Consider the following 13,676-nt stretch of genomic DNA (forward strand, 5'->3'; position numbering starts at 1 on the left):
AGCGGGACCAATCTGATTGGTGCGTTGATGGCGGCGCAACAGATGGTGGCAGCGGGGGAAGCGGGGTCGATCGTGGCGATTCTGTGCGATGGCGGCGAGCGCTATGAAACCAGTTATTACGATCAGGCCTGGCTCAAGGCGCAGGGGTATGAGTTGAGCGGGTTGATGGCGGCGGTGGCAGCGAGTGTCGAGCGCGGCGAGCCGCTTCCAGCGACCGTGCTGCGCGCCAACATCTGACACACCGAAATCCAATGTGGGAGCGAGACCGGCTTGCCGGCGATAGCGGTAGACCAGTCAACATCTCAGTTGAATGTTCAGCCGTCATCGCGAGCAGGCTCGCTCCCACAGGGTTCTGCATTGTTTCAGAAATTGCCGGTCAGGCCTCGAGGCCGAGGATGTCGCGGGCCACGGCTTCGGCGATGCGAATGCCATCGACACCTGCCGACAGAATCCCGCCCGCATAACCCGCACCTTCACCCGCCGGGAACAAGCCCTTGACGTTGAGGCTCTGCATCGACTCGTTACGGGTGATCCGCAACGGCGACGACGTGCGCGTCTCGATCCCGGTCAACACCGCGTCATGCAGCGAGTAGCCGCGAATCTGCTTCTCGAACGCCGGCAAGGCTTCGCGAATGGCTTCGATGGCGAACGCTGGCAAGGCCAACGCTAAATCACCCAGCGCAACACCGGGCTTGTAGGACGGTTCAACGCTGCCCAGCTCGGTGGACGGTTTGCCCGCGATGAAATCGCCCACCAGCTGTGCCGGCGCTTCGTAGTTGCTGCCACCCAGCACAAAGGCGTGGGATTCCAGGCGTTCCTGCAACTCGATACCGGCCAGCGGGCCGCCCGGATAATCGACTTCCGGGGTGATCCCGACGACGATCCCGGAGTTGGCGTTGCGCTCGTTACGCGAGTACTGGCTCATGCCGTTGGTCACGACGCGATTCGGCTCGGAGGTCGCCGCGACCACCGTGCCGCCCGGGCACATGCAGAAGCTGTAGACCGAGCGACCGTTCTTGGCGTGGTGCACCAGTTTGTAGTCGGCGGCACCCAGTTTCGGGTGGCCGGCGTACTTGCCCAGGCGCGCGCGGTCGATCAGCGACTGCGGGTGTTCGATACGGAAACCCACCGAGAACGGCTTGGCTTCCATGAACACGCCACGACCGTGGAGCATGCGGAAGGTGTCGCGGGCACTGTGGCCGAGGGCCAGAATCACGTGCTTCGAATGGATCTGTTCGCCGCCGTTGAGCTCGACGCCAACCAATTGACCGTCCTCGATCAACACGTCGGTGACGCGCTGCTGGAAGCGTACTTCGCCACCCAGTGCACGAATCTGCTCACGCATGTTTTCCACAACGCCCGTCAGACGGAACGTACCGATGTGCGGTTTGCTGACGTAGAGGATTTCTTCCGGCGCGCCGGCTTTGACGAACTCATGCAGGACTTTACGCCCGATGAACTTCGGATCCTTGATCTGGCTGTAGAGCTTGCCGTCGGAGAAAGTCCCCGCGCCGCCTTCACCAAATTGCACGTTGGACTCGGGGTTGAGCACGCTTTTACGCCACAGGCCCCAGGTGTCCTTGGTGCGCTGGCGCACTTCGGTGCCGCGCTCGAGGATGATCGGCTTGAAGCCCATTTGCGCGAGCAGCAGCCCGGCGAAAATCCCGCACGGCCCGAAACCTACGACAACCGGGCGTTGCTGCAGATCGGCCGGCGCCTGGCCGACCACTTTGTAGCTGACATCCGGCGCCACGTTGACGTTGCGGTCATCGGCGAACTTGTGCAACAACGCCGCCTCATCCTTCGCGGTGAGGTCGATGGTGTAGATGAAGCACAGTTCGGAGGATTTTTTGCGCGCATCGTAGCTGCGCTTGAACAAGGTGAAATCGAGCAGGTCATCACTGGCGATGCCCAGGCGCTGCACGATGGCAGGGCGCAGGTCTTCTTCGGGATGGTCGATCGGCAGCTTGAGTTCAGTGATTCGTAACATGACGGGATCCGGTTCGCGGGGCGCACAACTGCGCCAAGGCGTTTGAAGGCGGCGATTATAAGCCCCAAAAGCCGAGTCCCGTGAGGCTTAAACGATCAGTCGTCGCGCGATCCGCCGAAATACCCGCAACCACGCTGAACCTGGCCGTCAATGCGCAGTTCGGCGCTCATGTGTTGAACACTGCCGGTGCTGCTGTCGATGCAACGTTGCGGCGCGACCCACAGTTCGATGTGCTGGTTATTGGCTTCGGTGCTGAGGTTGAAGCGGCCATCGCCCAGTTGCTCTTCAACATAAGGGACGGCCAGGGGCGGTTGGCCCGCACGGTCGACGACCATGCCTTTGCCACTGACCTTGACGTTCCACTCGGGCCCGTGGCCGGCGGCGCGCAGGATCAACGGTTTGAAATTCGGATCGCCGCAGGCGGTGCCCGAGCGCTCGACGCGGTACAGCTGCTCCAGATCGAGGCGACTGTCGACGATCCGCCCGCGAACGTCGGCGAACAGCTTGCCCTGCGCATTGGCGAGGCTGGCGGCCTCTTGCAGGACGCTGGTGCCGCCGGTGTCGTTGACCACGAAACTGCGCTGCTCATTGCACGGCTGGAACAACAGCTTGCCGTCGGCCGCCGTCAACTGACCCTGCATTCGGGTCTGGCCCACGTGGGAGGCACTTTCACGCGGGCCATCGAACAACTGACAGGCCGCGAACAGTGGAAGCACGGCAACAAGGACTAAGGAACGGGCAACACGCATCTTTGGCTCTCCAGACAAGTGCCGCCACGTTACGCAGCCTGACCGTTCATCACAACCCCGCGATCAACCTTGTAGGAGCCGGCTTGCTGGCGATGGCGATCTTGATGACCCCATCGCCAGCAAGCTGGCTCCTACAGGTCTTGGTTGTTTAGCCGACGTGAAAGGTCTGACCGGTTTGCAGGCCTTCGACGCTTTTGGCGTAGGCCAGTGCCACATCGACAGCCGGAACCGGTTTGAAGCCGCGGAAGTACGGCGCGTATTTGCCCATCGCTTCAACCAGGACATTCGGGCTCACCGAGTTCACCCGCAGGCCGCGCGGCAGTTCGATCGCGGCGGCACGCACGAAGCTGTCGATGGCACCGTTGACCAGTGCGGCCGAAGCACCGCTGCGGATCGGGTCGTGGCTGAGCACGCCGGTGGTGAAGGTGAACGATGCGCCGTCATTGGCGAATTCGCGACCGATCAGCAGCAGGTTGACCTGGCCCATCAGCTTGTCGTTCAGGCCGAGGGTGAAACTGTCGGCGGTCATTTCGTTCAGCGGCGCGAAGGTCACGTTGCCCGCAGCGCAAACCAGTGCGTCAAACTTGCCGGTCTGTTCGAACAGTTTGCGAATCGAGGCGCTGTCGCTGATATCCACTTGGAAATCGCCGCTGTTGCGACCGATGCGGATGACCTCGTGACGCTCGGACAACTCCTTGTCGATCGCCGAACCGATGGTGCCGCCTGCGCCAATCAAAAGAATTTTCATGTTGTTTATCCTCATGTGTGTTGAAAGTGGCTTCAGTCTAGAGTGGTTTTTTCTGTGGATAAGCGCGCTAATAGGCAACCTTTGGTTTTCTAATGGAAACAATCCATGAGCGAGATGGATGATCTGGCGGCGTTTGCAGTGCTGATTGAAGCGGGCAGTTTCACCTTGGCGGCGCAGCAACTGGGTTGCAGCAAGGGCCAGTTGTCCAAGCGCATCAGCCTGTTGGAGACGCGGTTTTCCGTGGTGCTGTTGCAACGCACCACCCGCCGCTTGAGCCTGACGGCGGCGGGGGCGGCGCTGTTGCCGCAAGCCCAGGCGCTGGTGGTGCAAGTGGAAAGGGCGCGTCAGGCATTGGCGCGGTTGAAGGACGATATGGCAGGGCCGGTGCGTATGACGGTTCCGGTATCGTTGGGAGAAACCTTCTTCGATGGCTTGCTGCTGGAGTTTTCCCACAAGTACCCGCAGGTGCAGATCGAGCTCGACCTCAGCAACAATTACCGTGACTTGTCCCGCGACGGTTTTGATCTGGCGGTTCGCTCTGACGTCGGCAATGACGAGCGTCTGGTGGCGCGACCGCTGTTGGCCTGGCACGAACTGACCTGCGCCAGCCCGGCTTACCTTGAGCAACACGGCGAACCGCTGACCCCGCAGTCCCTGGCTGAGCACCAATGTTTGCTCAACAGCCACTACAGCGGCCGCGAAGAATGGCTGTATCACCAGCAGCACGAATTATTGCGGGTGCGTGTGTCGGGACCGTTCGCCAGCAATCATTACAGCCTGCTCAAAAAAGCCGCGCTGGCGGGCGCAGGCATTGCGCGTCTGCCGTCCTACCTGTTGCAGGCGGAATTGGCTGACGGCCGTTTGCGCTGGCTCCTGCGCGATTATCAGACGCGTCGCATGCCGATGTATTTGGTGCACCCGTATCAGGGTGGGTTGCCCAAGCGCACGCAGGTGCTGGCGGATTACTTGATTGGCTGGTTCAAACGCAGTGGGGAGGCGTTGGACAGGCTGTGAGCCATCACACGGTCCCTGTAGGAGCCGGCTTGCTGGCGATCGCGGTATAACATTCAACAGAGATGCTGACTGATACACCGCCATCGCCAGCAAGCCGGCTCCTACAGGGGGATTTCGTTGTTCGGGGGATTGGGGGCATACATAAAAAAACGGCCCGAAGGCCGTTTTTTGTTTACCGCGAACGCTTAACCACCGAGGTACGCTTCGCGCACTTTCGGGTCGGTCAGCAGTGCTTCACCGGTGCCTTGCATCACCACGCGGCCGTTCTCCAGAACGTACGCGCGGTCAGCGATTTTCAGCGCCTGGTTGGCGTTCTGCTCGACCAGGAACACCGTCACGCCATCCTTTCGCAGCTGTTCGATGATGTCGAAGATCTGCTGGATGATGATCGGCGCCAGACCCAGCGAAGGCTCGTCGAGCAGCAGCAGCTTGGGCTTGCTCATCAGCGCACGGCCGATGGCGAGCATTTGCTGTTCGCCGCCGGACATGGTGCCGCCGCGCTGATTGAAACGCTCTTTCAGGCGTGGGAAAAGTCCGAGGACCTTGTCCATCTGTTCCTGGTAATCGCCCTTTTCAGTGAAGAAGCCACCCATGGAGAGGTTTTCTTCCACGGTCAGGCGAGCAAACACCCGACGACCTTCCGGCACGACGGCGATGCTCTTGCGCATGATCTGCGACGAACTCTGGCCGACGAGCTCTTCACCCATGTAGCGGATGCTGCCGCTGTGGGCTTGCGGCGAACCGCAGAGGGTCATCAGCAGGGTCGACTTGCCGGCGCCGTTGGCACCGATCAGGGTCACGATCTCGCCCTGACGGACTTCGACGTTGACACTGTGCAGCGCCTGGATCTTGCCGTAGAAGGTGGAAACGTTTTCGAATTGCAGCATTTACGCTTCCCCCAGGTAGGCTTTGATCACTTCAGGATTGTCGCGGATCTGTTCCGGCGTACCGTCGGCCAGAGGCGTGCCCTGGTTGATCACGACGATGTGGTCGGAAATGCTCATGACCAGTTTCATGTCATGTTCGATCAGCAGCACGGTGACGTTGTGCTCTTCACGCAGCATGCTGATCAGCGCCTTGAGATCCTCGGTTTCCTTCGGGTTCAGGCCGGCAGCCGGTTCGTCGAGCATGAGGATCCGCGGGCGGGTCATCATGCAACGAGCGATTTCCAGACGACGTTGCTGACCGTAGGCCAGGGTGCCGGCCGGACGGTTGGCGAATGCCTTGAGGTTGACCTTGTCCAGCCAGTACTCGGCGAACTCCATGGCTTCGCGTTCGCTTTTGCGGAAGCCCGGGGTCTTGAACAGGCCCGCCAGGAAGTTGGTGTTCAGGTGACGGTGCTGGGCGATCAAGAGGTTCTCGACCGCCGTCATGTCCTTGAACAGCCGCACGTTCTGGAAGGTGCGCACCACGCCTTTGAGGGCGATCTTGTGGCCGGGCAGGCCTTCGATCGGCTCGCCGTCCAGCATGATGCTGCCGCCGCTCGGCTTGTAGAAACCGGTCAGGCAGTTGAACACGGTGGTCTTGCCGGCGCCGTTGGGGCCGATCAGTGCCACGACCTGTTTCTCTTTCACGCTCAGGGCTACGCCATTGACGGCCAGCAAGCCGCCGAAGCGCATGCTCAGGTTTTCGACTTTAAGGATCTCGCGGCTCATTTGCGCAGCTCCATGTGAGGACGTTGCATGGGCAGCAGACCTTGAGGACGCCAGATCATCATCAGCACCATCAAGGCGCCGAACATCAACATGCGGTATTCACTGAACTCACGCATCATTTCCGGCAACAGGATCATCACCGTGGCGGCGAGTACGACGCCCAGCTGCGAGCCCATGCCACCCAGCACCACGATGGCGAGGATGGTCGCCGACTCGATGAAGGTGAAGGACTCCGGTGTCACCAGGCCCTGACGCGCGGCGAAGAAGCTGCCGGCGAAACCGGCGAAGCATGCGCCGAGGGTGAAAGCCGAGAGCTTGATGATCGTCGGGTTCAGGCCCAGTGCACGGCAGGCGATTTCGTCTTCACGCAACGCTTCCCAGGCACGGCCCAGGGGCATGCGCAGCAAGCGGTTGATGACGAACAGCGCAAACAGTGCGAGGAACAGCGCGACCAGGTAAAGAAAGATCACCTTGTTGATCGAGTTGTATTCCAGGCCGAAGTACTCGTGGAACGTCTGCAGGCCTTCGGCCGCCTTACGTTCGAAAGTCAGGCCGAAGAACGTCGGTTTTTCGATGTTGCTGATGCCGTTCGGGCCACCAGTGATGTCGGTCAGGTTACGCAGGAACAGACGGATGATTTCGCCGAAGCCCAGGGTCACGATCGCCAGGTAGTCACCGCGCAGACGCAGGACCGGGAAACCGAGCAGGAAGCCGAAAGTGGCCGCCATCAGGCCGGCGATCGGCAGGCAGATCCAGAAGCTCAAGCCGTAGTAGTGCGACAGCAACGCGTAGCTGTAGGCGCCGACGGCATAGAAACCGACGTAACCGAGGTCGAGCAGGCCAGCCAGGCCGACCACGATGTTCAGGCCCAGGCCAAGCATCACGTAGATCAGCACCAGCGTGGCGATATCCACCGCACCGCGAGAACCGAAGAACGGCCAGACCAGCGCGCCGACGATCAGCGCGATGATGATCCAGCGTTGGGTGGTCGGCAGGGTCAGGAAATTACTGGCCTTGGCCGGCATCACCGGCATGTTCGGCGAGGATTTCCAGGCCGAGCTGATCTGCTGGTCGAACAGCACCCGCAGGAACATCAGTACCGAGCACACGGCGATGGTGATCAGCGTTGCAGTGCTGGTGCCATGGACTTCGAGGTTGATGCCGACAATGGTCAGCTTCAGACCGAGTACCGGGTAGGCAACGGCCCACACCAGCAAGGCGCTGAACAACGCCTGTTTAAGATTCCTAGTCATACTTTTTCAACCTCCGGACGGCCCAACAGGCCGGTAGGCCGGAACAACAACACCAGAACCAATAGGCCGAACGCCACGACGTCCTTGTACTGGTCGCCGAAGATATCGGCACCGAAGGCTTCCGCCACCCCAAGCACGATCCCGCCGAGCATGGCGCCGGGGATGCTGCCGATACCGCCCAGTACCGCTGCGGTGAAGGCCTTGAGGCCGACCAGGAAACCGGCGTTCGGGTTGATCACGCCATATTGCATGCTCAGCAGCACGGCCGCGATGGCCGCCAGTGCGGCACCGATGACGAAGGTCAGGGCGATGATGTTGTTGGTGTTGATACCCAGCAGGTTGGCCATCTTGATGTCTTCGGCACAGGCGCGGCAGGCGCGACCCAGGCGAGAGCGGGAGATGAACAGCGTCAGGCCGAGCATGGCGATCAGAGTCACCACGAACACCACGATTTGCATGTAGGAAATCAGCACTTCATGTGCGCCACCTGGCCCGATGGCGAAGTTGCCGGGGATCAGGTTGGGGATGGATTTGTCCTTGGAGTCTTGCGCCAGCAGAACCGTGTTCTGCAGGAAAATCGACATGCCGATGGCGGAAATCAGCGGGATCAGACGGTTGCTGCCGCGCAAGGGGCGGTAGGCGATCCGTTCGATGCTGTAACCGTAGGCACTGGTCACGACGATGGTCGCGAGGAAAGCGGCGGTCATCAACAGCGGAACACTGTCGAGTCCCATCATGGACAGGCCCGCAATGGCGATGAACGCCACGTAGGAACCGATCATGTACACCTCGCCGTGGGCGAAGTTGATCATTCCAATGATGCCGTAAACCATCGTATAGCCGATGGCGATCAGGGCATACGTGCTGCCAATGGTCAGACCATTAACCAGCTGTTGGAAGAAGTGATAGATGTCAGGCATTACAGCGCTCCTAAAAACCTGATACGCATTTCACTGGTGGAGTCATTTTCCCGCTCGAGCCCCGTGGATCTGCATCCACTTCGAACGCGAGGTTTGCCAGCGAACCGCTGATGACGGTTTTGAGATTTTCAGGTGGGGAGACTGGCGGATCACGCCAGCGCGGCCCAATACGTTCGTAAAACAAAGCCCACGGCACGCCGTGGGCTTTATTGGCAGTCAGTCAGGCAGCGCCTTACTGAGGCTTGGCTTCAGTTTTTGGTTTGCCGAAGTGCCACTCGTAAACCACAAATTTGAAGTCTTTCAGGTCGCCCTTGTCGTCGAAGCTCAGGTCGCCGGTAGGAGTCTTGAAGGTGCCTTTGTGGATGGCTTCAGCCACTTTGGCGGAGTCTTCGGACTTGGCAGCCTTGATACCTTCGGCGATCACTTCCACAGCCGAGTAGGCCGGGAACACGAACGGACCACTCGGGTCTTCTTTCTTCGCTTTGAACGCGTCAGCCAGAGCAACGTTGGCTGGATCCTGGTCGAAGGATTTCGGCAGGGTTACCAGCAGGCCTTCGGAAGCTTCCTTGGCGATCTGCGAAATGGAGTCGTTACCCACGCCTTCCGGACCCATGAACTTGGCTTTCAGGCCTTTTTCCTGGGATTGACGCAGGATCAGGCCCAGCTCCGGGTGGTAGCCGCCGTAGTAGACGAAGTCGACGTTGGCTTGCTTGAGCTTGGAGACCATCGAAGAGAAGTCTTTGTCGCCGGCGTTGATGCCTTCGAACACGGCAACCTTGACGCCTTTGCCTTCCAGGGTTTTCTTCACGGCGGTGGCGATGCCTTCACCGTATTGCTGTTTGTCGTGCAGGACAGCAACGATTTTCGGTTTTACGTGATCGGCAATGTAGTTACCGGCGGCAGGGCCCTGGGCGCTGTCCAGACCGATGGTGCGGAACACCATTTTGTAACCACGAGCGGTGATGTCCGGGCTGGTGGCAGCCGGGGTGATCATGATCACGCCTTCGTCTTCGTAGATGTCCGAAGCCGGTTGAGTGGAGCTGGAGCACAGGTGACCGACTACGAACTTGACGCCGTCGTTGACGACCTTGTTCGCGACAGCCACAGCTTGTTTTGGATCACAGGCGTCATCGTATTCAACGGCTTCGAGTTTCTTGCCGTCTACGCCGCCCTTGGCGTTGATCTGTTCGATGGCCATTTTGGCGCCACTGAACTGCATGTCGCCGTATTGGGCTACAGGACCGGTTTTAGGGCCGGCGATGCCGATCTTGATGGTGTCAGCTGCGAACGAATGGCTGGCAACCCCGGCCAGAACCATAGCGGCAAACAGTTTGGAAATCTGCTTAGTAGCCTTAGTCATAGTGCTCCACTCTTACTGTTGTAGTTTTTATAGTCCTGGCGCCGTAGCAGCAGAACCGGGTCAGATATCTTCGAATATCCTCCGGAAAATGCCCCCGGCAACTGTACCGGTACAGTGTAGAGCGCCGATTGTTAGCCTGGGAAGGCAGCGCCGGGGGGCAAAACCTGAGGGTGTCGCTTTTTTGAAAGAAAAAGACAGAATTGCGGCGGGGGTTGTAGCTGAATTCTCAGCAATCCTTGGCTTTCCTGCAGTTTTCAATCGGTAACTCAATTGCATCCGGGTTTTTCTGCCTGACCACCGACGTTATCATCCACGTCGATTTCTTTTCCGGACAGGACCCATGACTCAAGAACCTAGCACCCTCTATGCCAAGCTGCTTGGTGAAACCGCATCTATTACCTGGAAGGAGCTGGAGCCCTTCTTCGCCAAGGGTGCCCTATTGTGGGTCGATCCCGGTCTGGATTTGATCGCCGTTGCCGAGGCCGTGGCCACCGACGAGGGCGAGAAAGTGGCTGCCTGGCTGGCTGCCGACACGGTCGCCAAGCTGTCTGAAACGCGGGCGCTGGATCTTTTCGAACGTGATCCGCAGCTGTGGGCAGTGGTGGTTTCGCCGTGGATTCTGATCCAGGAAAGGGCGACGAAGTGAAGTTGCGCACCGAATGAGTGCGTCGCTTCGCCGGGGAAAAGTGTGTAGCCGAGTAGCGTGATGGCATGTTGCCGTAGAGAAAGGCCACAGGCGGAGTTGGCATAACGGTGACGTAAACGTAACGGGCACAGTTTATTGAGCAGCCGATGGGCTGCTTAATTGTTTCTGGATGTTGGATTTGGGGGGGCTATTCAGGCTGGGAGTTGTGGTTTGTGGGTTGTAGGTTGTGTACATATCCATTACTGCGGTAACGGCTGCTAATGGTTTCGCCCTTACGGCGAGTCACTTGGAAAAGCCCCAAGTAACCAAGGGCTCTTGCCCCTTTCGTCCGGTGCCTCGCCATGGCTCGGCATACCCTCGCTCCGGTCCTGCTCCGTGGGCCCGCCGCCATCGGCCATCCATGGCCGGGGGCGGCTAACCCGGCATCCATGCCGGGTTGCCCACTGCGCAGAACCTCCACTCGGCCTCCCCATGGGGCAAGAAAATCAAAAGCACGCGAGGCGGCCTGATAGCCGACCTGGCTATTGGTTTGTACGCGTCCCCCTGTAGGAGCGAGCCTGCTCGCGATGGACGTCAACGATAACGCGGGCAATCTGAATAAACGCGTTGCCGGGACGATTTTCGCGAGCAGGCTCGCTCCTACATGGGATCGGCGTCAGCACGGTCAAACAAGCGCAGCGCGCCCGCTTGACGCCCCGGTCGGCCCAAAGGCCGCTTCGTTTTTGATTTTGATTTTGATTTTGATCGCAGGCGCCCCGTTAACCACGCTGGCCGAGCGCAGGCATTGCGCAGCGGGGAAACCGGCAAGGATGCCGGTTTAGCCGCGCTGGGCCAGGGATGGCCCATCGCGGCGACCCGCGGAGCAATGCCGGAGTTGAGGGCACACCGAGCCTAGGCGAGGTGCCAAGTGGTGGGGCAAGAGCGCTTGGTTACTTGGCGCTCTTCCAAGTAACTCGCCGTAAGGGCGAAACCAATATCAGCCATCACCCAAAAAACGGATATGCCCCCCAAGCTTGAATCTAAAAGCCTGAGGAGCGGCATCAGATCAGACGGTAAACGTCTTGCCCGTATGGTTATTGAGCGAAATAACCTTGGTCTTGCCAATCCGGTGACGGTAGATCTCGCGCAGGTACTTGATCGCCTTTTTCACGCAATCGCGCGACAGGCGAATGTCATTGATCGAGACAAATTTTTCCTTGTCGTTGATCAGCTCGCGGTACTTCTTCTCGTACATCGGTTTGATCGCATACCAGTTGGTATCGAGGATCTTCGCCGGGTTCTCGAACTCGTTCAGCAAGTCGTCGATCAGCTCTTCGTTGAAGTCTTCGTTGATGATGAAGTCGAGGATCGAGTTATCCAGCGTGTCGTCGAAGCGGTACGGGTTCTTCGCGAAGCAGCGCTTGATGAAGGCCACGATCAGCGTCAGGAAGTCGTCCGACAGGCACGGGCTCTTGGCGATCAAGGTGGTCAGCGACAAGTTGGCCGACGCGCCGATCACCAGCGCATAACGCTTGAGCGTGGTGTTCGGGAACAGGCTGTTGAGGTGAGTCTTCAACCGGTTCAGGTCCATGTACGACAGTTTGTAGTCTTTCGGCAGCGAAACAATCGACACCACCGACGAGCAGTTCTTGAAGAAGTGCAGGTCGTGCAACGCGGCCGCGTCGTAACCGGAATTCTTGTACTGCTCCAGCGAGGCGCGATAGCGCTTGGACTCGATCGGCAGCAGGCTGATGCCTTCAATGGCCTGGGTCACTTTGTTGAAGTGCGGCAGGTCGATGGAGCGGAAGAACAGGTCATCGATGTTCAGGCGCTGCGGCTCTTTCTCGAACACCTTGAACTTGTCACTGCTTGGCGGCGGGGTTTCCGGCACTACGGATTCTGCGTAGGCAATCGCCACCGGGCCGGCCAGGCTCATGAACAGGTCGTTGGCGTCGAGGCGAATGGTTTCGCCGATGTCGATGCCGGCGCGACGGAAATAGTTCTGGTCGTAGTCAGTCGTGACCGCCTGCGCCGTCAGAATGTTGAAGATCTGCTGCGAGATGTATTGGTTGGCGTGCTTTTCCATCGCGTTGACGTCGATGTTCTGGATGTTGCCGTCATCGCTTTCTTCGGCATAACGCATGATGTCGTTGGAAATCAGCATCATCGCGTTCCATGGGCGGATACGGCCCATGACGCTGGCTTCGCTGCTGTCTTCGTTGGCGAAGTTGTAGGAGAAGTCCCATTCTTCCGAGAGGTATTTGCACAGCAGGCGACCGGCGTTGATGTGCAGCGCCTCGGACATTTCACTGCGGTGATCGGAAATGTTCGGCAGCACGCAGATGCCGCTGGTGAAGATCGGTTCGAAGACGAAGGAATGACCGCTTTTGCCGTCGTGCTCGTCCATCGGCTTGGTGTCGAACGTCTTGTTCATGTACGAGTGCTGCTGGGCCAGGCCGAATTCCGAAGCCATGCCCGAACCGGTACCGCCGCCGGCACTGAAGATCGAGAAGTACAGGCGCGACTGGTTGGCCTTGATGCCGCAGCTGTCGATCAGGTACGAGTGAATCATTTTCCAGTCCGGGCTGGAGAAACGCTGGGTGTCCTTGTTCAGGATGATCTTGGCCAGGTACTGACCGAGGATCGGCGCGTTACCGGCACCACCGGCGTGGACTTCCGACAAGTCCATGATTTTCATTTTGCTGTAATCGCGCAGGAAGCCGCTTTTTTCGCCCTTGCGCGAGAAACGGATGCGACCGGCGATGTCTTTGTCCAGGTCGCCGAGCATTACTAGCGGTTCGACCAGGAACACCGGCTTGGTGGCCTTGTTCGGGCCCAGGCGCAGGTTGTTGCGGATCCACTGGGCCGGGCTGTAACCCTTTTCCGCGTAGCGCTTGTCCGGCGACAGGCGATCTTCGTTGTTGAATTCGTTGAGGTAGAACTTGCGGGCGTTGTACACCAGCTCCGCGACGTCCAGCGCGATGTTCGAGCCGCAGCGACCGAGGCCGATCAGGCACACCGACGGGAATTCCTGATCGTTGTGCTGTTCGTTATCGCCTTCCAGGTGCGGCGGGCGCGGGAACACCATGTCGCGCAGACCGTCGAGGTTATCGAGGATGCGGTCGGTATTGGTCTCGGTGAAGTACAGGTATTGCTGAGTCGCCAACGGGCGCGAGGGGCTCAATGGCTTCGACGGCGTGGGGCTGTTCGCCGCGGGGCTCAGCGTCAGATCGGAAATCGCAGTGGCCGGATTGTTTTTAGAAGTCATTGTGCGCCATGTACCTGGGCTGGTTGGCTGGACGACAACGTGTCGTCAAACCATCACGGATGGGTTCTCGCGTCTTTTTTCAGCGCGTATTGGG

Annotated in this window: 11 protein-coding genes and 1 pseudogene; 3 read left to right on the forward strand and 9 right to left on the reverse strand. The window is 59.3% G+C overall.

Annotated features, from left to right (window positions below):
• Positions 1-237 (forward strand): annotated as a pseudogene (locus tag KGB24_RS14325) (PLP-dependent cysteine synthase family protein); the annotation flags it as partial.
• Between the two features lie 139 nt (positions 238-376).
• Here KGB24_RS14325 and KGB24_RS14330 read toward each other — a convergent pair.
• The 3 genes from KGB24_RS14330 to KGB24_RS14340 all read right to left on the reverse strand — a co-directional run bounded on the left by KGB24_RS14330 (position 377) and on the right by KGB24_RS14340 (position 3,487).
• Positions 377-1,990 carry an NAD(P)/FAD-dependent oxidoreductase gene (locus tag KGB24_RS14330; RefSeq protein ID WP_192228637.1) on the reverse strand — a complete coding sequence of 538 codons (1,614 nt, stop codon included), beginning with the start codon at positions 1,988-1,990 and terminating at the stop codon, positions 377-379.
• A gap of 95 nt (positions 1,991-2,085) precedes the next feature.
• Complete coding sequence (locus KGB24_RS14335) at positions 2,086-2,739, reverse strand: COG3650 family protein (RefSeq protein ID WP_223415776.1); 654 nt, start codon at positions 2,737-2,739, stop codon at positions 2,086-2,088.
• Between the two features lie 148 nt (positions 2,740-2,887).
• Positions 2,888-3,487 (reverse strand): short chain dehydrogenase, encoded by a 600-nt coding sequence (locus KGB24_RS14340; RefSeq protein ID WP_008034386.1) that lies wholly within the window; start codon positions 3,485-3,487, stop codon positions 2,888-2,890.
• 105 nt (positions 3,488-3,592) lie between these two features.
• Between KGB24_RS14340 and KGB24_RS14345 the strand changes: the two genes are divergently transcribed.
• Complete coding sequence (locus tag KGB24_RS14345) at positions 3,593-4,501, forward strand: LysR family transcriptional regulator (RefSeq protein ID WP_008034383.1); 909 nt, start codon at positions 3,593-3,595, stop codon at positions 4,499-4,501.
• Between the two features lie 185 nt (positions 4,502-4,686).
• Here the strand turns inward: KGB24_RS14345 and KGB24_RS14350 are convergent, their stop codons facing one another.
• The 5 genes from KGB24_RS14350 to KGB24_RS14370 form a co-directional block, all read right to left on the reverse strand.
• Positions 4,687-5,388 carry an ABC transporter ATP-binding protein gene (locus KGB24_RS14350; protein WP_008034381.1) on the reverse strand — a complete coding sequence of 234 codons (702 nt, stop codon included), beginning with the start codon at positions 5,386-5,388 and terminating at the stop codon, positions 4,687-4,689.
• On the reverse strand, positions 5,389-6,156 hold the full coding sequence (livG, locus tag KGB24_RS14355) for a high-affinity branched-chain amino acid ABC transporter ATP-binding protein LivG (protein WP_008034380.1): 768 nt from the start codon (positions 6,154-6,156) through the stop codon (positions 5,389-5,391).
• Positions 6,153-7,409, reverse strand: coding sequence for a high-affinity branched-chain amino acid ABC transporter permease LivM (locus tag KGB24_RS14360; protein WP_192417965.1), 1,257 nt, complete (start codon positions 7,407-7,409; stop codon positions 6,153-6,155). The genes livG and KGB24_RS14360 overlap by 4 nt, the downstream gene beginning before the upstream one ends.
• On the reverse strand, positions 7,406-8,329 hold the full coding sequence (gene livH, locus KGB24_RS14365) for a high-affinity branched-chain amino acid ABC transporter permease LivH (RefSeq protein WP_008034378.1): 924 nt from the start codon (positions 8,327-8,329) through the stop codon (positions 7,406-7,408). The genes KGB24_RS14360 and livH overlap by 4 nt, the downstream gene beginning before the upstream one ends.
• 232 nt (positions 8,330-8,561) lie before the next feature.
• A complete protein-coding gene (locus KGB24_RS14370; protein WP_008034377.1) occupies positions 8,562-9,689 on the reverse strand; it encodes a branched-chain amino acid ABC transporter substrate-binding protein in 1,128 nt (375 codons plus the stop codon).
• A gap of 340 nt (positions 9,690-10,029) precedes the next feature.
• Between KGB24_RS14370 and KGB24_RS14375 the strand changes: the two genes are divergently transcribed.
• A complete protein-coding gene (locus KGB24_RS14375; RefSeq protein ID WP_223415777.1) occupies positions 10,030-10,335 on the forward strand; it encodes a DUF2288 domain-containing protein in 306 nt (101 codons plus the stop codon).
• A gap of 1,045 nt (positions 10,336-11,380) precedes the next feature.
• Here KGB24_RS14375 and KGB24_RS14380 read toward each other — a convergent pair.
• Positions 11,381-13,582 (reverse strand): hypothetical protein, encoded by a 2,202-nt coding sequence (locus tag KGB24_RS14380; RefSeq protein ID WP_008034213.1) that lies wholly within the window; start codon positions 13,580-13,582, stop codon positions 11,381-11,383.
• Positions 13,583-13,676: the final 94 nt, after the last annotated feature.

It is taken from the genome of Pseudomonas sp. BF-RE-25 (genome assembly GCF_019956105.1).
GTDB classification, from domain to species: domain Bacteria; phylum Pseudomonadota; class Gammaproteobacteria; order Pseudomonadales; family Pseudomonadaceae; genus Aquipseudomonas; species Aquipseudomonas migulae.

Excerpts from the sequence above, each read along its gene's own strand:
- livH (WP_008034378.1), bottom strand. The coding sequence starts at position 8,329 with ATGCCTGACATCTATCACTTCTTCCAACAGCTGGTTAATGGTCTGACC.
- livG (WP_008034380.1), bottom strand. The coding sequence starts at position 6,156 with ATGAGCCGCGAGATCCTTAAAGTCGAAAACCTGAGCATGCGCTTCGGC.
- KGB24_RS14360 (WP_192417965.1), bottom strand. The coding sequence starts at position 7,409 with ATGACTAGGAATCTTAAACAGGCGTTGTTCAGCGCCTTGCTGGTGTGG.
- KGB24_RS14380 (WP_008034213.1), bottom strand. The coding sequence starts at position 13,582 with ATGACTTCTAAAAACAATCCGGCCACTGCGATTTCCGATCTGACGCTG.
- KGB24_RS14335 (WP_223415776.1), bottom strand. The coding sequence starts at position 2,739 with ATGCGTGTTGCCCGTTCCTTAGTCCTTGTTGCCGTGCTTCCACTGTTC.
- KGB24_RS14330 (WP_192228637.1), bottom strand. The coding sequence starts at position 1,990 with ATGTTACGAATCACTGAACTCAAGCTGCCGATCGACCATCCCGAAGAA.
- KGB24_RS14375 (WP_223415777.1), top strand. The coding sequence starts at position 10,030 with ATGACTCAAGAACCTAGCACCCTCTATGCCAAGCTGCTTGGTGAAACC.
- KGB24_RS14345 (WP_008034383.1), top strand. The coding sequence starts at position 3,593 with ATGAGCGAGATGGATGATCTGGCGGCGTTTGCAGTGCTGATTGAAGCG.
- KGB24_RS14340 (WP_008034386.1), bottom strand. The coding sequence starts at position 3,487 with ATGAAAATTCTTTTGATTGGCGCAGGCGGCACCATCGGTTCGGCGATC.
- KGB24_RS14350 (WP_008034381.1), bottom strand. The coding sequence starts at position 5,388 with ATGCTGCAATTCGAAAACGTTTCCACCTTCTACGGCAAGATCCAGGCG.
- KGB24_RS14370 (WP_008034377.1), bottom strand. The coding sequence starts at position 9,689 with ATGACTAAGGCTACTAAGCAGATTTCCAAACTGTTTGCCGCTATGGTT.